The organism is Streptomyces sp. NPDC126510 (assembly GCF_040302345.1).
In the GTDB taxonomy this organism is placed as follows: Bacteria; Actinomycetota; Actinomycetes; order Streptomycetales; family Streptomycetaceae; genus Streptomyces.
Genome location: NZ_JBEORR010000028.1, coordinates 97446 through 116887, shown reverse-complemented (window position 1 = coordinate 116887; position 19442 = coordinate 97446). Strand labels below are relative to the sequence as shown.

The window sequence follows — 19442 nt, the reverse complement described above, 5'->3', positions numbered from 1 at the left end:
TGCACACCTACAACCACCACCGCTGCCACACCGCACTCGGCGGCCACCCACCCATCAGCCGCGTAAACAACCCTGCGGGTCAATACACCTAGCGCTCGGCGGTGCCGTAGAACAGTTCCTCCACCACACCGCGCGCCCGGCGCGCCGTGCGGCGGTAGGCGTCCAGCATGTCGCCCGCGTGGCCCGGGCCGTAGCCCAGGTACCTGCCCACGGCGGCCAGTTCCCGCGGTTCCGTCGGGAACGTGTCGCCGGCCCGGCCGCGGACCAGCATCACGGCGTTGCGGACGCGGGTCGCGAGGACCCAGGCCTCGTCCAGGGTCGCGGCGTCCTCGTCCGTGATGAGCCCGGCGGTGCGGGCGGCGGCCAGGGCCTGACGGGTGCGGGTGGTGCGCAGGCCCGGCTCCGTCGAGCCGTGCCGCAGCTGCATGAGCTGCACGGTCCACTCCACGTCGGACAGGCCGCCCGGCCCGAGCTTGGCGTGCAGCTTGGGGTCGGCGCCGCGCGGCAGCCGCTCGGACTCCATGCGGGCCTTCAGCCGCCGGATCTCGCGCACGGCCTCGTCGGAGAGTCCGTCCGCCCGGTAGCGCAGCGGGTCGATCAGCTCGATGAAGCGGCGGCCCAGCTCCTCGTCCCCGGCGACGGGCTCGGCCCGCAGCAGCGCGTGCGACTCCCAGGTCAGGGCCCACCGGCGGTAGTACGCCGCGTACGAGGTGAGGGTGCGGACCAGCGGGCCGGACTTGCCCTCCGGACGCAGGTCGGCGTCGATGAGCAGGGGCGGGTCGGCGCTGGGGATCTGCAGCAGGCGGCGCATCTCGGAGACGACCTTGTTCGCCGCCTGGGAGGCCTCCCGCTCGTCGACGCCCTCGCGCGGTTCGTGCACGAACAGCACGTCCGCGTCGGAGCCGTAGCCCAGCTCGTGGCCGCCGAACCGGCCCATGCCGATGATCGCGAACCGGGTGGGCAGGTCGTCGCCCCAGCCGTCCCGTACGACCGCGCGGAGCGTGCCGGCGAGGGTCGCCGCCGTCAGGTCCGAGACCGCCGCCCCGACGCGGTCCACCAGGGCGCCCTGGTCGGCCTCGGCGGGCTGCTCCTCGGTGCCGTAGGAGCCGACGATGTCGGCGGCGGCCGTGCGGAACAGCTCGCGGCGGCGCACTCCGCGGGCCGCCGTGACGGCCTGGGCGGCGCCGTCGGCCCGGCGCACGGCGGCGAGTATCTCCTGCTCCAGATGGGCGCGCGAGCGGGGTTCCAGGCCGCCGCCGTCGCCGTCGCCGAGCAGGGCGACCGCCTCCGGGGCGCGCATCAGCAGATCGGGCGCGAGCCGGCCGGCGGACAGCACCCGGGCGAGGTTCTGCGCGGCGGCGCCCTCGTCCCGCAGCAGCCGGAGGTACCAGGGGGTCTTGCCGAGCGCGTCCGAGACCTTGCGGAAGCCCAGCAGGCCCGCGTCCGGGTCGGCCGAGTCGGCGAACCAGCCCAGCAGCACCGGCAGCAGGGTGCGCTGGATGGCGGCCTTGCGGGTGACGCCGGAGGCCAGCGCCTCCAGGTGGCGCAGGGCGGAGGCGGGGTCGGCGTAGCCGAGGGCGACCATGCGTTCCCGGGCCGCCTCGGTGCTCAGCCGGGCCTCGCCGGTCGCGAGCTGGGCGACCGCGTCGAGCAGCGGCCGGTAGAAGAGCTTCTCGTGCAGACGGCGTACGACACCCGCGTGCCGCCGCCATTCACGGTGCAGGTCCGCCACCGGGTCCGTGCGCAGGCCCAGGGAGCGGCCGATGCGGCGCAGCTCGGCCTCGTCCTCGGGGACGAGATGGGTGCGGCGCAGCCGGAACAGCTGGATGCGGTGCTCCATGGAGCGCAGGAAGCGGTAGGCCTCGTCGAGCTGGGCCGCGTCGGACCGGCCGACGTAGCCGCCGGCGGCGAGGGCCCCCAGCGCGTCCAGGGTCGTGCCGCTGCGCAGGGAGGTGTCGGCCCGGCCGTGCACCAGCTGGAGCAGCTGCACGGCGAACTCGACGTCCCGGAGGCCGCCCGGCCCCAGCTTCAGCTGGCGGTCGACCTCGCCGACGGGGATGTTCTCCACGACCCGGCGGCGCATCTTCTGCACGTCGGACACGAAGTTCTCGCGCTCGGCGGCCTTCCACACCAGGGGCTGGACGGCGGCGACGTACTCCGCGCCGAGGTCGAGGTCGCCTGCCACCGGGCGGGCCTTGAGCAGCGCCTGGAACTCCCAGGTCTTGGCCCAGCGCTGGTAGTAGGCGAGGTGGCTGGACACGGTCCGCACGAGGGGGCCGTTGCGGCCCTCGGGCCGGAGGTTGGCGTCGACCGGCCAGATGGAGCCCTCGACGGTGGTCTCGGAGCAGATCCGCATCATGTGCGAGGCGAGCCGGGTCGCGGCGCGCACGGCCTTGGTCTCGTCGGCTCCTTCGGTGGCCTCCCCGACGAAGATGACGTCGACGTCCGAGACGTAGTTCAGCTCGTGGCCGCCGCACTTGCCCATGGCGATCACCGCGAGGCGGCACAGGGCGGCGTCCTCGGGCGCGGCCGCCTCGGCGATCCCGAGGGCGGCACGCAGCGTGGCGGTGGCGAGGTCGGCCAGCTCGGCGGCGGACTCGGCGACGCCGGTGGTGCCGCAGACGTCCCGGGCGGCGATGGACAGCAGGCAGCGCCGGTAGGCGACGCGCAGGGAGACCGGGTCGGTGGCCTCCGCGAGGCCCGCTTCGAACTCCTCCACCCCGGGGTGCAGGTCGTACGCCTCGTACATGACGAGTGCCTGCCAGTCGTCCGGATGCCGGGTGAGGTGGTCGGCGAGGGCGGTGGAGGCGCCGAGGACACCGAGGAGGCGGTCGCGCAGCGGCTTGGAGGAGATCAGCGTGTCGAGCAGCTCCCGGCGGGCGCCGGGGCTCTGCTGGGCCTCCAGCAGCCGGACGAGTCCGAGCAGCGCGAGATCGGGGTCGGCGGTGGCGCCCAGCGCCTCCAGCAGGACCGGGTCGTCGCGCAGGGGCGCGAGCTCGGGGCTGTCCAGGAGCCGTTCGGCGGCTGACGCGTCGGTGAAGCCGTGCCGCAGCAGCCGTGTGAAGGTGCTGCTCCTGCGCCCCGGCACCGCCGTCATCCGGGCCTCCCTCGCACTGTTCCTCGGACATGGGTCGGATCAAGGTCGTACCGCTTTGAGCCTAACCGCACAGGGCGGGGGAAGCGCCGGGGAGTTCGGCAGGCGGACGGGGCCGCGCGGGCTGCCGGGGTGAGGCCCCGCACCTGCGCACGCGCTCGGAAGCGGCCCTCGTGGCCGCACCCGTGGCGCCCGGGGCGTGCGGTTACGGGGGCCGGCCGTGACGTCGCAGACGCGGTACGGCGTTTTCTGGCCACAGGCGGTACGGGAGGGCCATTTCCGCCGCGGCACGGGTCCGGTGTCCGTCCACTCGGTGGCGCGGTCCGGCGTTTTCGGCTTCGGTGAGGGAGAGCCGTTCGGCCGGTCCCAGTGAGCGGCTCTCATGAGGCCGGACGAAGGAGTCACGCCGTGGACATCACCCTCGAAGTCATCCCGCTGCCCGTGTCCGACATCGACCGCGCCCGGGACTTCTACCGGGACAAGGTCGGCTTCCACGTGGACATCGACCAGGAGGTCATGCCCGGGATGCGGATCGTCCAGCTCACCCCACCGGGTTCCGGGTGCTCGATCGCCCTGGGCGAGTCGATCTGGCAGATGACGCCCGGCCCGACCCCGGCTCCGGGCTCCTACCAGGGCCTGCAGCTGTGCGTCGCCGACATCAAGGCGGCCCACGCGGAGCTGGTCGCGCGGGGTCTCGACGTCTCCGAGCCGGTCCAGTACTCCCCCGACGACGGCGCCACGTTCATGCACTTCCAGGACCCGGACGGCAACGGCTGGGCGGTGCAGGAGTACCGGCGCAGGGCGACGGAGCCGCTGCACCGGCTGCTGGCGGATCTGAAGCGGCAGCAGGCCTGAGCAACCCGGTCAGGAATCGAGAAGCACGTCTCGCGGGGCGCGCTTAGCGTCGTTGGCGCGCGCTGGAGGTCATGCCGGTCATCCTGCGCCGAAGCTCTGGAGTTCCTCAACTCACCTTCGCGGATGAGCGCCTGCGCCCGCACCCAACGCACGGCTTCTGAGCAGGGGGATGGCTGTCGTCGGTTGCCGTCATCTGTCGCCGTTGGGCGTCCTCGGACGGCCCAGCCCGCCGGGGGCCAGGGAGCGTGTGGCTTGGCGTGCGGCGCATCTGATCCGTGGGCGGGTGCGCCCTTGTGGCGCCTGCCTCAACCGCCGGGGTGCGCCAATGACAGACCTCTGTCCATTCATGGCACAGGACGTGCCTGGCGACGTGACCCGGGCGCATCAACGGCTGCGGTTTCACGAGTGGCTCGTACCTCAGAGACTCCCGAATACCCCAGGCCTAGTGAGCAGCCCGCCATTGTGTACCGAGGAGTGCCCGCGACGTATGACGACCCCATAAACCATCTGTCGAACGCTCGTGCGGACCCGCGAGGAACCAATCGCCCAGCGGGGCGCGCCACGGTACCCAAACGATTAGGGCGACGCAACTTGGGCACCCTATGGGCCATTCAAATATTGACAAGCAAACTACAGCACCCATGAAATGCGTGTGCACCATTGGGGTGTGATAATGAACTATGGGTCGCTTCAGGTATAAGCGTACTGGCTCTGAGCGCCAGTATCTCGCATTGGCCTCACGCCTCCGCCTGCGAGAGCAGCTTCATCACACTCGATTGGACCTATCCAAGGAGCAGGCGAAGATCGAAAGGGCCAAGTGGGCCAGGATAGGAGCTTGGGCGCAATGGGTAGTTACGCTTGCGACAGCTCTTGCACTGATTTTTACTCTTCGACACGGGTCGGAACAGTTGGCCGCTACGCGCGAGCATCAGGTGACAAATCGGTTTGCAGCAGCGGTCAATCAGGTGGGATCCAAGACAACTGAGGTTCGAGTGGGCGGGGTGTATGCGCTTGGCCGACTAATGAAGGATTCTCCGACAGATCAAGGAACTATCGTAGATGTTCTTGCAGCCTTCGTGAGAGATAGGCAACACCCTCAAATAAACACCTCTCCGCCTCCCGACAGTTATTACGGTGAACTTCGCATCGACATTGAAGGTGCTATCGTCACGCTTCAGCGTTGGTGTCAAAGGAATGGAAGTTGCGTGAGGCTTGAAGGGGATGAGCCCCTTGCGCTAGACCTGAGCGGAGTCAAATTCGGTAGCATTGATTGGGAGTACAACCTCCCCGGCGCCGATTTCTTTGAATCCAACTTTTCGGATGCGTTTATCTTGGGCGCCGACCTTTCCGGCGGGACCTTCATTGGCGCAAATATGAGAGACAGTTTCATAAGTGAGGTTGATTTGCAAGAAGCGTCATTCTTTGACGCCGACCTTTCAGGCGTCGAAATAGAATCTACAGACCTCACCAAGGCGGATCTTGAGCGTGCCGATCTTCAGGATTCCTCACTCCGCGACGCAAATCTCTCAGGCGCGAACCTAGACGATGCGAACCTAAGGGGTGCTGACCTATCCAAAGCCCGGGTGTCTTGCGGTCAACTAGCTAAAGCGGACATGGACGAGACAACCACGGTGCCAGACTCGTGTTCCGGTACCCGGTCTTAAGCGGATATTGCATGGCCTGTCTGTTTGTAGATCGGGCTGCCCTTTCAGGACGGGTAAGGAAGGGTCACGAACGAGCGGTGCCCAATGCTGCGATCACGGTCGCAGGATTACCGTCATACGCGAGGTGCGGTTCGCCCGACTCGGGAGGTACGAAGCGAGTGCGATAGCGCCGAAGGTCACCCATGCCGCTCCCGCCCGCGTTCTCTCCTGCTTCAGCAACTCGGTCGAGCGCTGGCCCACGTGATCGATGGAGTGACTTTGGGTTGGAGCTGCTTTGGGGGGAGTGATCATGGCCCCGTAAGCTTCCGGCGCGTCGGGCAGTCTGTGGACCTGCCCGTTGAAGCACGACGTTGGGGCCATGATCTTCGAGGCCCCCCCCCGAGGCCCGCACGGTCCAACAGAGCCTCAGCCGTCGCGCACCTGCTTTTGGATCAAAGCGTCTGTTGGGTCCGTGGCGGATGATGCGATGCGGGCCTGTGGGCAATGCCGTCTTCCCCCAGGTCGGGCCTGGCGGTGGGGCAAGGCTGGGGAATCAGGCTCGGTCCGGTGCATCGGCCCTCGGCGGGCCAGAGCGTGAAACGTGGATAACCCTGTGGCGACTTGGGCGGCGCGGGGCCGGGGCCGGGGGCCGGCGCCTGCCGAAGGCGTGGGCGCTGGCCCCCGAGCCACGCGCCCGCGCGGGCCCGCTGTGCGGGCCTGTGGGGGCGTCATCCACGTAGCGACGGCCGGGAAGCCATCGGGATGGCGCGACCGGATGCCGAAGGCAAGAGCTCCCGGCCGCGGACTCATGACGCCGTGGGCTGGTGACCGTCGGGGATGGAGACTGTAGCCCTGGGGGACGTGAAGCAAAGGGGAGCTGTCGAGTCCTGTTCTCCCAAGTGCGCGACGGCTGAGGCTCTGTTGGACCGTGCGGGCCTTGGTGGGTGGGATCGCCTCCCCCGCCCGGAAGGGCGGGGCTTGATCGATGCAGAGAAACTTGCAATTACGACGCGCTGAGATCCGCCTGACGGCCCAGGGACGGCCCAGGGCTGGCGAAAGTGAGTGGGGCTGCCGGTCTGTGACCGTCAGCCCCACTCACACAAAGGACAGGTACCGCCCCCTGACCTGCCTTTACAGCGCCGGAAGATTCTTCCGCAGCTCGAACGCCGTCACCTCGGACCGGTACTCCTCCCACTCCTGCCGCTTGTTGCGCAGGAAGAAGTCGAAGACGTGCTCGCCGAGGGTCTCGGCGACCAGGTCGCTGCGTTCCATCAGGGTCAGGGCCTCGCCCAGGTTCTGCGGGAGCGGCTCGATGCCCATGGCGCGGCGCTCCGCGTCGGAGAGGGCCCAGACGTCGTCCTCGGCGCCCGGCGGCAGCTCGTAGCCCTCCTCGATGCCCTTGAGGCCGGCGGCCAGCAGCAGCGCGTAGGCGAGGTACGGGTTGGCGCCGGAGTCGAGGGAGCGGACCTCGACCCGGGCCGAGCCCGTCTTGCCGGGCTTGTACATGGGGACGCGGACCAGCGCCGAGCGGTTGTTGTGGCCCCAGCAGATGTACGAGGGGGCCTCGCCGCCCGCGCCCGCGGTGCGCTCCGCGCCGCCCCAGATGCGCTTGTAGGAGTTGACCCACTGGTTGGTGACCGCGGAGATCTCCGCGGCGTGCCGCAGCAGGCCCGCGATGAAGGAGCGGCCCACCTTGGAGAGCTGGTACTCGGAGCCGGACTCGTAGAAGGCGTTGCGGTCGCCCTCGAAGAGCGACAGGTGCGTGTGCATGCCGCTGCCCGGGTGCTCGGAGAAGGGCTTCGGCATGAACGTGGCGTGCACGCCCTGCTCCAGCGCCACCTGCTTCATGACGAGGCGGAACGTCATGACGTTGTCGGCGGTGGACAGCGCGTCGGCGTAGCGGAGGTCGATCTCCTGCTGGCCCGGCGCGCCCTCGTGGTGGGAGAACTCCACCGAGATGCCCATCGACTCCAGCATGGTGATGGCCTGGCGGCGGAAGTCCATGCCGACGTTGGTCGGGGTGTGGTCGAAGTAGCCGGAGTTGTCGGCCGGGGTGGGGCGTGAGCCGTCCAGCGGGCGGTCCTTCAGCAGGAAGAACTCGATCTCCGGGTGGGTGTAGAAGGTGAAGCCCAGGTCGGAGGTGCGGGCGAGGGCGCGCTTGAGCACGTAGCGCGGGTCGGCGAAGGACGGGGAGCCGTCCGGCATGAGGATGTCGCAGAACATCCGGGCCGTGCCCGGGGCCTCCGCGCGCCACGGCAGGATCTGGAAGGTCGACGGGTCCGGCTTGGCGATCATGTCGGACTCGTAGACCCGGGCGAAGCCCTCGATCGCGGAGCCGTCGAAGCCGATGCCCTCGTCGAAGGCCTGCTCCAGCTCGGCCGGGGCCACGGCGACGGACTTGAGGAAGCCCAGCACGTCCGTGAACCACAGGCGTACGAACCGGATGTCGCGCTCCTCCAACGTCCGGAGCACGAACTCCTGCTGCTTGTCCATCTTCCGCTTCCCCATCCTTGCTGGTCAGGCCGCCTTCTCTTCCGTACCACGGGAGGCGGTCGGGCACCTGAGCATCCCACCACACCACCATTTCGTACGCGTTGCGGACCATGATCGCCCGGCTGATCCGGGGTCGAACGCGTCACGTACGGCAGGTGAACTGCTCTTCCGCCCATAGTGCCTGCTCGCACCCACATCCGTAACGGCCGGTTCCCTTCGTCGCTCCATCCGCTTAATTTGCATCTCATATGCAACTTTAAATAGCGTGCGCTCAGCCGAGCCCTGAGGAGCCCTCATGCTGTCCGAGCAGTCCGCCGCCACCGTCCGTGCCACGCTCCCCGCCGTCGGGACCGCCCTCGGCACGATCACCGAGCGCTTCTACGCCCGGTTGTTCGCGGCCCACCCGGAGCTGCTGCGGGACCTGTTCAACCGGGGCAACCAGGCCGCCGGCACCCAGCGGCAGGCACTCGCCGGGTCCATCGCCGCGTTCGCGGCCCACCTGCTGGACCACCCCGGGCAGCGTCCCGACGCGATGCTGCAGCGCATCGCCCACAAGCACGCCTCGCTCGGTGTCACGCCCGAGCAGTACGACGTCGTCCACGAGCACCTGTTCGCCGCCATCGCCGAGGTGCTCGGCGACGCCGTCACGCCCGAGGTCGCCGCCGCCTGGGACGAGGTCTACTGGCTGATGGCGAACGCTCTGGTCGCCGTGGAGCAGCGGCTGCGCGAGGAGCGCGGCGGACACACCTGGCGGACCTGGGAGGTCGTCGAACGGGTCGCCGAGACCGACGACGTCGCCACGTTCCGGTCGCGGCCGGCCGACGGCGGTCCGGTGCGGGACTTCCTCGCGGGCCAGTACGTCTCCGTCCGCGTCGCCCTCGCGGACGGCGCCCGGCAGATACGGCAGTACAGCCTCTCCGGGGCGCCGGGCCCCGGCCTGCGGCAGATCAGCGTCAAGCGCGTGCGGGAGACCGGCGCCCCCGACGGCGAGGTCTCGAACCACCTGCACGCCCGCGTGCGGGTGGGTGACCTCCTGGAGCTGTCCGAGCCCTACGGCGACCTGGTCCTGGACGGCGGTCCCGACACGCCGCTGCTGCTGGCCTCGGCGGGCATCGGCGTGACCCCGATGGCCGCGATGCTGGCGCACCTCGCCGACTCGGGGCACCGCGCCCCGGTCACCGTCGTGCACGCCGACCGCTCCCCCGCCACGCACGCGCTGCGCACCGACCACGAGGCCTACGCCGCCAAGCTGCCCGACGTGGCCGTCCACCTCTGGTACGAGCAGGACGGCCCTTCGGGCACACACTCCGGGCTGGTCGACCTCACCGGCGTCGCGCTCGCCCCGGGCACGCGCGCGTACCTGTGCGGCCCGCTCCCGTTCATGCGGGCGGTGCGCACCCAGCTGATCGCCAAGGGCGTGGCCCCCGCCCGCATCCACTACGAGGTGTTCGGCCCGGACCTGTGGCTGGCGGGGCAGGACTAGGAGATACAGGGATCGGCGCCTCCCGCGGCCGACGGACCGGGACTAGAGGGCACCGGGACCGGCGCCTCCGCGGCCGACGGACCGGGCCTAGAGGGCACCGGGATCGGCGCCCCGCGAGATCCCCAGCAGCAGCGCCCCGGTCGGCTCCGCCACGATGTCCTCCACCGTCACCGGGTCCAGTGAGGTGAAGAACGCCTCCTGGGCCCGGCGCAGGGCGCCTCGCAGGCGGCAGGCGGAGTTGAGGGGGCAAGGCGTCGGGCCCTCGCAGTCGACCACGTCACCGCCGCCCTCGAAGGCCCGGACCACAACGCCCACCGAGGCCGTGCGGCCCTGCTCGGTGAGGGTGAGGCCGCCGCCCCGGCCACGGCGGGCCTGAAGCAGGCCCATGTGCTGGAGCTCGGCGACGACCTTCGCCAGGTGGGTGTACGGCACGTCCATGCCGTCCGCGACGCCCCGGGTGGTCGGACTCGACCCGCCCGCGACGGCGAGCCGCATCAGCACCCGCAGGGCGAGGTCGGTGGAGCGCAGCAGCCGCATGCTGGCAGCCTAGGTAATGGGAATCTGTGGTTCAAATTATCGGGAATCGGCGAGCAGGCCATGGGGCGGGACACCGGGACACGGACCGGCGAAGCTGTCGGAGGGCTGTCGGTGCCGTATCGATTCGGCCCATTCCCGCGGCTGCCCTACGGGGCGCCCCGCCTCCCGCACTACGATCACTCCACCCGACCGTCACTTTTCCCACGAAGGACACCTCATGGGCTCCGCCAACAAGAGCAGCACGGACCGCAAGGCGCGAATAGAGGAGATGCGGCGCGCCGAGCAGGCCCGGGAGCGCCGCAACCGGGTCCTCACCATCGCGGCCAGTGTGGTGGTCGTGGCCGGGCTCGTGGTCGGCGGCGTCGTGCTGGTGCGCTCCCAGGACGACAAGGGCAGTGACACCGCGGCGACGAGCGACTCCTCGGGCAAGGGCAAGTTCGTGACGGGCAAGGACGGCGTGCGGACGTGGGAGGGCAAGCTGTCCCGCAACCACGTCACCAAGCCCGTGAAGTACGCCTCCGAACCGCCGGTCGGCGGCGATCACAACCCGGTCTGGATGAACTGCAACGGCGACGTCTACACCGAGCCGCTGAAGAACACCAACGCCGTGCACTCCCTGGAGCACGGCGCGGTGTGGGTGACGTACAACGCCGACGCGAAGAAGGCCGACGTCGACGCGCTCGCGGCGAAGGTGAAGAAGACGCCGTACACGCTGATGAGCCCGATGGACGACCAGAAGGACCCGATCATGCTCTCGGCGTGGGGTCACCAGCGCACGGTGACGGGTGCGAAGGACCCGAACGTGGACGCGTTCTTCGAGAAGTTCGTCCAGGGCGAGCAGACCCCCGAGCCGGGCGCCGCCTGCACCAACGGGCTGTCCAAGTGAGGCATGCCGGCCTGATCGCCGGGGCCGCGACGGCGGCGCTCGTCGCCGCCGGTGCGATCACCTACGCCGTCGCCGGGGACGACGGCGGCGGCAGGACGCCGTCCGCCGAGTCCGCGGACGCCGGGTTCGCGCGGGACATGGCGGTGCACCACCAGCAGGCCGTGGAGATGTCGTACATCGTGCGCGACCGCACCAAGGACGAGGAGGTCCGGCGTCTCGCGTACGACATCGCGCAGACGCAGGCCAACCAGCGCGGCATGATGCTCGGCTGGCTGGATCTGTGGGGTCTGCCCAAGGTGTCCTCCGAACCGCCGATGACCTGGATGGACATGGGCGGCATGGCCTCCGGCAAGGACGGCGCGCTGATGCCGGGCATGGCGACCAACTCCGAGATGAAGAAGCTCGGCGAGCTCAGCGGGAAGCAGGCGGAGGTCTTCTACCTCCAGCTCATGACGGACCATCACAAGGGCGGCGTCCACATGGCCGAGGGGTGTGTGGAGCGGTGCGCGGTCGGCGTGGAGAAGCGGCTCGCCCAGGGCATGGTGGACGCGCAGCAGTCGGAGATCGCGCTGATGGCCGACATGCTCAAGGAGCGGGGCGCGGCGCCGCGGCCGTAGGGACACGGGGGGCGTAAGCCTCACATCGCCCTCCCCGGCGGCCTCTTGGGCTCTTCTTGGCCTCCGTAGAGCGGTTCTTGGGCTGCGCCATTCCCTGGCATGAACGGTTCATCGCGAGAGTGGCGAGCGTCGAGTGATCCACTCACGACGAACCGCAGGGGGTTCCATGAGATCCAACCGCGCCACGGTGCGCGCCGGGGTGAGTCTGGCAGCGACACTGCCGATGCTCGCCGGTGCGCTGGCGCTCGGCATACCCACGGCCCAGGCCGCCGACCACCCGCTCCGCGACCTGCTGGCCGGGACCCGGCCCGCGTGGGCCACCGCCAGGGCGGACAAGGGCGCCACCTCCGACGCCACCCGCGTCTCGGCCCGGGTCTACCTCACCGGCAGGGACGCCGCCGGCCTCGCCGCCTACGCCAAGGCCGTCTCCGACCCGCGTTCGGCCTCGTACGGCAAATACCTGACGGCCGAGCAGGCACAGGCACGCTTCGGTGCGACCCCGGCCCAGGTGGCGGCCGTGAAGTCCTGGCTGACGGCCGCCGGCCTGAAGGTCACCGGCGTCACGCGGCACTACGTCTCCGTCAGCGGTGACGTGGCCGCCGCCGAGAAGGCGTTCGGCACCCAGCTGCACAACTTCGCCAAGGGCTCCAGGACCTACCGCGCCCCGGCGAGCACCGCCTCCGTGCCGCAGGGCCTGGCCGGCGCCGTCCTGACCGTGACCGGGCTGGACAACGCGCCGCACATGGCCACGCACGACGATCAGCTGCCGCCGCCGGACACCGTGTTCCGCAACGCCGGGCCGTTCTCCTCGTACTACGGCTCCACCACCGCGAGTACGCTCCCGGACGCCTACGGCAAGAAGATCCCCTACGCCGTCAAGGGCTACACGGGCAAGCAGCTGCGGGCCGCCTACGGCGCGGGCACGCGCACCGGCAAGGGTGTCCGGGTCGCCATCACGGACGCGTACGCCTCCCCGACGATCGCCTACGACGCCGGCACCTACGCCAAGCGCAACGGCGACGCGGCGTGGAAGACGGGCCAGCTGCACCAGGCCCTGCCCAAGAAGTACACGGACACCAAGGACTGCTCGGCCTCCGGCTGGTACGGCGAGGAGACCCTGGACGTCGAGGCCGTGCACGCGGTCGCGCCCGCCGCGGACGTCACGTACGTCGGCGCCGCCTCCTGCAACGACGACGACCTGCTCGACGCGCTCGGCAAGGTCGTCGACAAGCACCTGGCCGACATCGTCTCCAACTCCTGGGGCGAGGTCGAGGCCGCGCAGACCCCCGACCTCGCGGCCGCCTACGACCAGGTCTTCCAGCTGGGCGCGGTCGAGGGCATCGGCTTCTACTTCTCCTCCGGCGACGACGGCGACGAGGTCGCGAGTTCCGGGACGAAGCAGGTCGACTCCCCGGCCAACTCGGCGTGGGTCACCGCCGTCGGCGGCACCTCGCTGGCCGTCGGCAAGGACGACACGTACCTCTGGGAGACCGGCTGGGGCACCGACAAGGCGGCCCTGTCGGACGACGGCAAGAGCTGGACCGACTTCCCCGGCGCGTTCACCTCGGGCGCGGGCGGCGGCACCAGCAAAACCGTCGCCGAGCCCGCCTACCAGCAGGGCGTCGTGCCGGACGCGCTGGCGAAGGCCAACAGCGCGGCCGGCAACCGGGTCGTCCCGGACATCGCGGCGATCGCCGACCCGAACACCGGCTTCCTGGTGGGACAGACGCAGACGCTCCCCGACGGGAAGACGCAGGCCTACAGCGAGTACCGCATCGGCGGCACCTCGCTCGCCGCGCCGACCATCGCGGCCGTCCAGGCCCTCGCCCAGGAGGCCCGCGGCAAGGCGATCGGCTTCGCCAACCCGGTGATCTACGCGAAGTACGGCTCGAAGGTCTACCACGACGTCACCGACAACCCGACGGGCTCCGGCCTCGCCGTGGCCCGGGTCGACTTCGTGAACGGCTACGACGCCACCGGCGGCCTGTCCACGTCCGTGCGCAGCCTCGGCAAGGACAGCTCGCTCGCGGCCGTGAAGGGCTACGACGACGTCACCGGCGTGGGCTCACCCGCGAACGGCTATGTCGAGTCGTACCGGCGCCGCTGACTTCGCCGGCTTCCGCTGACCTCCGCAAGGGGACATGGGGTTTGTGGGGTGACCCACACCACCCCATTGTGTCGCTCTGACGATTACACTGGACGGCGTGCCTCAACTACGTCTCGCCCTGAACCAGATCGACGCCGGCGTGGGCGACCTCGCCGGTAACACCGAGTCGATCGTCCGCTGGACCCGGCACTCCGCCGAACAGGGAGCGCATCTGGTCGCGTTCCCGGAGATGGTGCTGACCGGGTATCCCGTCGAGGACCTGGCGCTCAGGTCGTCCTTCGTCGAGGCCTCCCGCGCGGCGCTGCGCGCTCTCGCCGCGCGCCTGGCCGAGGAGGGCTTCGGAGAGCTGCCGGTGATCGTCGGCTACCTCGACCGCAGCGCGACCGCCCAGCCGAAGTACGGCCAGCCGGCCGGCGCGCCGCAGAACGCCGGGGCGGTGCTCCACCGCGGCGAGGTGGTCCTGAACTTCGCCAAGCACCACCTGCCGAACTACGGCGTCTTCGACGAGTTCCGCTACTTCGTGCCCGGCGACAGCATGCCGGTGCTGCGGGTGCACGGCGTGGACGTCGCCCTGGCCATCTGTGAGGACCTCTGGCAGGACGGCGGCCGCGTCCCCGCCGCCCGTTCGGCGCAGGCGGGCCTGCTGGTGTCCATCAACGCCTCCCCGTACGAGCGCAACAAGGACGACACGCGCCTGGAGCTGGTCCGCAAGCGGGCCCAGGAGGCCGGCTGCACCACGGCGTACCTGGCCATGATCGGCGGCCAGGACGAGCTGGTGTTCGACGGCGACTCGATCGTGGTCGACCGGGACGGCGAGGTCGTGGCGCGTGCCCCGCAGTTCTCCGAGGGCTGCGTGGTCCTGGACCTGGACCTGCCGGCGGCGTCGCCGGACGCGCCCACGGGCGTGGTCGACGACGGTCTGCGCATCGACCGCGTGGTGCTCTCCGAGGAGCCGCTGCCCGCGTACGAGCCCGAGCTCACGGGCGGTTACGCGGACCGCCTGGACGACGACGAGGAGGTCTACTCGGCGCTGGTCGTGGGCCTGCGGGCGTACGTCGCGAAGAACGGCTTCTCCTCGGTCCTGATCGGCCTGTCCGGCGGCATCGACTCGGCGCTGGTCGCGGCGATCGCGTGCGACGCGGTGGGCGCGCAGAACGTGTACGGCGTGTCGATGCCGTCGAAGTACTCCTCGGACCATTCCAAGGACGACGCGGCCGAACTGGCCCGCCGAACGGGCCTGAACTACCGGACCGTGGCCATCGAGCCGATGTTCGACGCGTACATGGGCGCGCTGGGTTTGACGGGCCTGGCGGAGGAGAACCTCCAGTCGCGCCTGCGCGGCACGCTGCTCATGGCGATCTCCAACCAGGAGGGCCACATCGTCCTGGCCCCGGGCAACAAGTCGGAGCTGGCGGTCGGCTATTCGACGCTCTACGGCGACTCCGTCGGGGCGTACGGCCCGATCAAGGACGTGTACAAGACGTCGGTCTTCCGGCTGGCCGAGTGGCGCAACCGGGCCGCCCGGGAGCGCGGCCAGACCCCGCCGATCCCGGAGAACTCCATCACCAAACCCCCGAGCGCGGAACTGCGCCCGGGCCAGGTCGACACGGACTCGCTGCCCGACTACCCGGTGCTGGACGCGCTTTTGGAGCTGTACGTCGACCGGGACCGGGGCGCGGACGAGATCGTGGCGGCCGGCTTCGACGCGGAGCTGGTCGCGAAGACGCTGCGCATGGTCGACACGGCCGAGTACAAGCGGCGCCAGTACCCGCCGGGCACGAAGATCTCCCCGAAGGGCTTCGGCAAGGACCGCCGGCTGCCGATCACGAACGGGTGGCGGGAGTCGCTCTGACGGGCCAGGGTCGGGAGGGACGGCCACCGGCCCGCCCCTCCCGGGCCTGGCGGTCTCCCGCGCCTCACGGTGCGGGAGACCGCCGGGCCCGCCGAGACCCGCGTTCCACGACCCGACCACGGGAGCCCGCCATGAGGATCCATCTGACCAGCGTCTTCGTCGACGACCAGGCCAAGGCCCTCCGCTTCTACACCGACATCCTCGGCTTCGTGAAGAAGTACGACGTCCCGGTCGGCGAGACGGACCGGTGGCTGACCGTCGTCTCCCCCGAGAACCCCGGCGGCACGGAGCTGCTCCTGGAGCCCGCCGGCCACCCGGCCGTCAAGCCCTACCGCGACGCGCTCGCCGCCGACGGCATCCCCGTCGCCCAGTTCGCCGTGGACGACGTCCGCGCGGAGTACGAGCGCCTGAGCCGCCTGGGCGTCCGCTTCACCCAGGAGCCCGTGGACATGGGCCCCGTCACCACGGCCGTCCTCGACGACACCTGCGGCAACCTGATCCAGATCGCGACCCAGCCGCGGGAGTAGGGCGGCGGTGCCGGGCGGTTTCGCCGAACTCGATCAACGCACCGACGTTCTGACAGGCGGTCAGATAACGTCGGGCCCACCGTGAAGTGGGGGTGGGTCATGAGTGAGCGGATTGTTCCGGCGCGGGTTCTGGCCGCCGAACGCATCGCCGTCGAGGCGGGGTTCACCAAGAGCTACATCCGGGAGGTCGGCAGACTTCTGAGGACGGCCGCCGCTGCCAAGCCCGGCGGGGTCGTCGCCGAGAGCGGCACCGGGTCGGGTGTGGGGACGGCCTGGCTGCACAGCGGCCTCGGGGAGGGTGCGCTGCTCGTCACCGTGGAACGGGACGAGGATCTCGCCCGTCGCGCGGCCGGGGTGTTCGCCGACGACAGCCGCGTCAGCGTGCTGACCGGTGACTGGCGACTGCTCGAACGACACGCCCCGTTCGACGTGTTCTTCTGCGACGGCGGCGGCAAGCGGGACGACCCCCGCGGGGTCGTCGAGCTGCTCGCCCCTGGGGGGATGCTCGTCCTGGACGACTTCACTCCCTCGGCCGAGTGGCCGCCCCGGTTCGAGGGCGAGGTGGACGAGCTGCGCCTGTTCTACCTCACCCATCCGGACCTGGACGCGGCCGAGGTCCTCACCACTCCCACCAGTTCGGCGGTCGTCGCGGCGCGGCGGCAGGCGCCCCGGTAGACCGAAAGCGGCAGCCCGTGGGTCTGGTCCCAAGGCCGCCGCCTGACGAAGAACGGCAGGCCGTGGGGAGCCGCTCCACAGCTGCCGTGTGCCGGAATCCGTCAGTGATGCACCGGTTCCGCCTCCTGCGGGACGTGGCTCGCCACGATCCGCTCGCGCCCGGTTGCCGGGGCCCGGCGGCGGTCCACCGCGTAGGCCAGCGACGCCACGGCCAGTCCGAGAACGGCCAGGGCCACACCGGCCAGGGCCGGGGAGGTGACGCCGAAGCCCGCGGCCAGGGTGAGGCCGCCGATCCAGGCGCCGCCGGCGTTGGCCAGGTTGAAGGCGGCCTGGTTGGCCGAGGAGGCCAGGGACGGGGCCGAGGATGCCTTCTCCATGACCATGAGCTGGAGCGGGGAGCCGGTGGCGAAGGCCGTCAGGCCGAGCAGGATCACGGCGACGGCGGCCGTGACCTCCGTGCGCATCAGCAGCGGGAACAGCGACAGGACCACCACCAGCGAGGCGAGGCAGCCGAACAGCGTGCCGCGCAGGGAGTGGTCGGCCAGGCGGCCGCCCAGCAGGTTGCCGGCGGTCGCGCCGACGCCGAACAGCGCCAGCAGCAGGGTGACGCTGGCGTCGGCGTAGCCGGCGGCGTCCGTGAGCATCGGCGTGATGTAGCTGTAGGCCGAGAAGAGGGCACCGAAGCCCGCGACGGTCGTGCCGAGCGACAGCCAGACCGGCAGGGAGCTCAGGGCGGCGAGTTCGCCGCGCAGGCCCTGGGCGCTGACGTGCTCGTGGTCCTGCGGGATGAGGAGGGCGAGCGCGGCGATGGCCGCCAGGCCGATGGCGCTGACGCCGAGGAAGGTCGCCCTCCAGCCGAGGTGCTGACCCATCAAGGTCGCGACCGGCACGCCCGCGACGTTCGCGATCGTCAGGCCGAGGAACATCAGCGAGACCGAGCGCGCCTTGCGTTCCGGGGCGACCATGTTCGTCGCGACGACGGCGCCCACGCCGAAGAAGGCGCCGTGCGGCAGGCCGCTCAGGAAGCGGGCGGCCAGCAGCCAGCCGTTGTCGGGAGCGAGGGCGGACAGGGCGTTGCCCACCACGAACAGTCCCATCAGGCCGGTCAGCACCGTGCGCCGGGACATCTTGGCGGTGACCGCGGCCAGCAGCGGGGCGCCGATGACGACGCCCAGCGCGTACGCCGACACCAGATGGCCGGCGCTGGGTATCGAGATGTTCAGGTCGTCCGCGACATCGGGCAGCAGCCCCATCATCACGAACTCGGTCGTACCGATGCCGAAGGCGCCCACGGCAAGGGCGAGCAGGGCCAGGGGCATGAGTGAGCCTTTCGAGACTTGCTTGGAGATCCGTACGCGTATGTTCAAGTACGGAACAAAGTCTCTCAGGCGCACTATTCCGCGCGTTGACGCCTCAGCTGCGGATTTCTGACGGCACTGCTCTGACCAGCGGCTTTCACGAACCGCTTGTGGTGACACTCACACGCGCCGCGACCGGGAGATGGTCGCTGCCCGTCCGCGGAAGGGTCCACGAGCTCTCCGGCTTCAGACCGCGGACCATGATCTGGTCGATGCGCGCCATGGGGAACGACGCGGGCCAGCTGAAGCCGAAGCCGTTGCCGGCCGCACCCTGCGTGGAACGCATCTGCGAGGTGACGGCGTTGAGCGCGCGGTCGTTCATCGTGCCGTTCAGGTCGCCGAGCAGGACCACGTTCTTCAGCGGTTCGTGGGCGATGGCCTCGCCGAGGTAGTCGGCGCTCCGGTCGCGCTGCCGGGCCGTGAAGCCGGCCTCCATCTTCACGCGCACCGACGGCAGATGGGCGACGTAGACGGCGACCTGTCCGGCCGGGGCGGTCACGGTGGCACGCATCGCACGGGTCCAGCCCATGTCGAGGTCGACGTCCCGGACGCCGGTCAGCGGGTACTTGCTCCACACGCCGACCGTGCCCTGCACCGAGTGGTAGCGGTACGTCGGCGCCAGCGCCTTCTCGTACGTGGGGACCGCGGCCGGCGTCAGCTCCTCCAGGGCCAGCACGTCCGCGCCGGAGGCGGCCACGTCACGGGCGGTGCCGGCCGGGTCCGGGTTCTCGGCGTTGACGTTGTGCGTGACCACCGTGAGGTCGCCGCCGGTGGCGGTCTTGTCGCTGAGCTGGCCGCCGAAGAGGTTCAGCCAGACCACGGACGGCAGCAGCACCGCGATCAGCGCGGTCGCGGACCTGCGCACCAGAGCGAGGACGAGCAGCACCGGGACGAGGAGACCCAGCCAGGGCAGGAACGTCTCGGTGAGGCTGCCCAGGTTGCCGATCATGTTCGGGATGCGCGAGTGCAGCACCATGACCAGGGCCAGCAGCACCGCGGCCGCGGCGACGAACAGTCCGCGCCGCCAGATCCGCGGGTCGCCCCGCCAGGAGCCCGCCAGCCGGTCGAACAGGCGCCGAAGCCGGGTTTCCCGGTGCTCGGGCCCCGAGCCGCCGTTGTCCGTCTCCGTCATGTACGCCTGCTGCGCCATACCGTCGCCTCACTGCCTGCCGTGCACACCATCGCCCCCGTGTCCTTACGACCCTAGGGGATGATCCGTTCCGTTCCCGCCGTCCCTCGACGGCCGTACGGGGGCGATGACGTCCGACTTCCCGCGACGAGTTCCGATCAGACCCGCCGAAAGCGCCCTCTGTGA

Annotated in this window: 14 protein-coding genes; 9 read left to right on the top strand and 5 right to left on the bottom strand. The window is 70.4% G+C overall.

Annotation, left to right across the window (positions count from 1 at the left end):
* Nucleotides 1–88 precede the first annotated feature (88 nt).
* Nucleotides 89–3097, bottom strand: coding sequence for a bifunctional [glutamine synthetase] adenylyltransferase/[glutamine synthetase]-adenylyl-L-tyrosine phosphorylase (locus ABTX60_RS32400; RefSeq protein WP_352100570.1), 3009 nt, complete (start codon nt 3095–3097; stop codon nt 89–91).
* A 405-nt stretch (nt 3098–3502) separates the two neighbouring features.
* Here ABTX60_RS32400 and ABTX60_RS32395 point away from each other — a divergent pair, with 405 nt between their 5' ends.
* Both ABTX60_RS32395 and ABTX60_RS32390 read left to right on the top strand, forming a co-directional pair.
* Complete coding sequence (locus tag ABTX60_RS32395) at nt 3503–3949, top strand: VOC family protein (RefSeq protein ID WP_352100569.1); 447 nt, start codon at nt 3503–3505, stop codon at nt 3947–3949.
* Between the two features lie 776 nt (nt 3950–4725).
* Nucleotides 4726–5613, top strand: a complete 888-nt coding sequence (locus ABTX60_RS32390) for a pentapeptide repeat-containing protein (protein ID WP_352100568.1) — start codon at nt 4726–4728, stop codon at nt 5611–5613.
* Between the two features lie 1110 nt (nt 5614–6723).
* Here ABTX60_RS32390 and glnA2 read toward each other — a convergent pair.
* Complete coding sequence (gene glnA2, locus ABTX60_RS32385; RefSeq protein ID WP_033312643.1) at nt 6724–8085, bottom strand: gamma-glutamylpolyamine synthetase GlnA2; 1362 nt, start codon at nt 8083–8085, stop codon at nt 6724–6726.
* Between the two features lie 295 nt (nt 8086–8380).
* Here glnA2 and ABTX60_RS32380 point away from each other — a divergent pair, with 295 nt between their 5' ends.
* Nucleotides 8381–9568, top strand: coding sequence for a globin domain-containing protein (locus ABTX60_RS32380; protein WP_352100567.1), 1188 nt, complete (start codon nt 8381–8383; stop codon nt 9566–9568).
* Between the two features lie 87 nt (nt 9569–9655).
* On the opposite strand, the gene ABTX60_RS32375 is transcribed toward ABTX60_RS32380, so the two are convergent.
* Nucleotides 9656–10105: an RrF2 family transcriptional regulator gene (locus ABTX60_RS32375; RefSeq protein WP_352100566.1), complete on the bottom strand. Its 450-nt coding sequence runs from the start codon at nt 10103–10105 to the stop codon at nt 9656–9658.
* A gap of 217 nt (nt 10106–10322) precedes the next feature.
* On the opposite strand from ABTX60_RS32375, the gene ABTX60_RS32370 reads away from it, so the two are divergent.
* The 6 genes from ABTX60_RS32370 (at nt 10323) to ABTX60_RS32345 (ending at nt 16769) form a co-directional block, all read left to right on the top strand.
* Nucleotides 10323–10991 (top strand): thioredoxin-like domain-containing protein, encoded by a 669-nt coding sequence (locus tag ABTX60_RS32370; protein ID WP_352100565.1) that lies wholly within the window; start codon nt 10323–10325, stop codon nt 10989–10991.
* The gene (locus ABTX60_RS32365; RefSeq protein ID WP_352100564.1) at nt 10988–11608 is read left to right on the top strand and encodes a DUF305 domain-containing protein; all 621 of its coding nucleotides are present in this window, start codon (nt 10988–10990) and stop codon (nt 11606–11608) included. The genes ABTX60_RS32370 and ABTX60_RS32365 overlap by 4 nt, the downstream gene beginning before the upstream one ends.
* Before the next feature lie 166 nt (nt 11609–11774).
* On the top strand, nt 11775–13715 hold the full coding sequence (locus ABTX60_RS32360; protein ID WP_352100563.1) for a S53 family peptidase: 1941 nt from the start codon (nt 11775–11777) through the stop codon (nt 13713–13715).
* Nucleotides 13716–13812: 97 nt separating this feature from the next.
* The gene (locus tag ABTX60_RS32355) at nt 13813–15567 is read left to right on the top strand and encodes an NAD+ synthase (RefSeq protein ID WP_352100562.1); all 1755 of its coding nucleotides are present in this window, start codon (nt 13813–13815) and stop codon (nt 15565–15567) included.
* 131 nt (nt 15568–15698) lie between these two features.
* A complete protein-coding gene (locus ABTX60_RS32350) occupies nt 15699–16094 on the top strand; it encodes a VOC family protein (RefSeq protein ID WP_352100561.1) in 396 nt (131 codons plus the stop codon).
* A 99-nt stretch (nt 16095–16193) separates the two neighbouring features.
* A complete protein-coding gene (locus tag ABTX60_RS32345; protein WP_352100560.1) occupies nt 16194–16769 on the top strand; it encodes an O-methyltransferase in 576 nt (191 codons plus the stop codon).
* A 101-nt stretch (nt 16770–16870) separates the two neighbouring features.
* On the opposite strand, the gene ABTX60_RS32340 is transcribed toward ABTX60_RS32345, so the two are convergent.
* The gene (locus ABTX60_RS32340; protein WP_352100559.1) at nt 16871–18088 is read right to left on the bottom strand and encodes an MFS transporter; all 1218 of its coding nucleotides are present in this window, start codon (nt 18086–18088) and stop codon (nt 16871–16873) included.
* 136 nt (nt 18089–18224) lie between these two features.
* Nucleotides 18225–19277, bottom strand: coding sequence for an endonuclease/exonuclease/phosphatase family protein (locus ABTX60_RS32335; protein WP_352100558.1), 1053 nt, complete (start codon nt 19275–19277; stop codon nt 18225–18227).
* Nucleotides 19278–19442 lie beyond the last annotated feature (165 nt).

Bases quoted from the DNA above. Each gene is read 5' to 3' on its own strand.
- ABTX60_RS32345 (WP_352100560.1), top strand. From the start codon at position 16,194: ATGAGTGAGCGGATTGTTCCGGCGCGGGTTCTGGCCGCCGAACGCATC.
- glnA2 (WP_033312643.1), bottom strand. From the start codon at position 8,085: ATGGACAAGCAGCAGGAGTTCGTGCTCCGGACGTTGGAGGAGCGCGAC.
- ABTX60_RS32340 (WP_352100559.1), bottom strand. From the start codon at position 18,088: ATGCCCCTGGCCCTGCTCGCCCTTGCCGTGGGCGCCTTCGGCATCGGT.
- ABTX60_RS32360 (WP_352100563.1), top strand. From the start codon at position 11,775: ATGAGATCCAACCGCGCCACGGTGCGCGCCGGGGTGAGTCTGGCAGCG.
- ABTX60_RS32380 (WP_352100567.1), top strand. From the start codon at position 8,381: ATGCTGTCCGAGCAGTCCGCCGCCACCGTCCGTGCCACGCTCCCCGCC.
- ABTX60_RS32350 (WP_352100561.1), top strand. From the start codon at position 15,699: ATGAGGATCCATCTGACCAGCGTCTTCGTCGACGACCAGGCCAAGGCC.
- ABTX60_RS32370 (WP_352100565.1), top strand. From the start codon at position 10,323: ATGGGCTCCGCCAACAAGAGCAGCACGGACCGCAAGGCGCGAATAGAG.
- ABTX60_RS32400 (WP_352100570.1), bottom strand. From the start codon at position 3,097: ATGACGGCGGTGCCGGGGCGCAGGAGCAGCACCTTCACACGGCTGCTG.
- ABTX60_RS32375 (WP_352100566.1), bottom strand. From the start codon at position 10,105: ATGCGGCTGCTGCGCTCCACCGACCTCGCCCTGCGGGTGCTGATGCGG.
- ABTX60_RS32335 (WP_352100558.1), bottom strand. From the start codon at position 19,277: ATGGCGCAGCAGGCGTACATGACGGAGACGGACAACGGCGGCTCGGGG.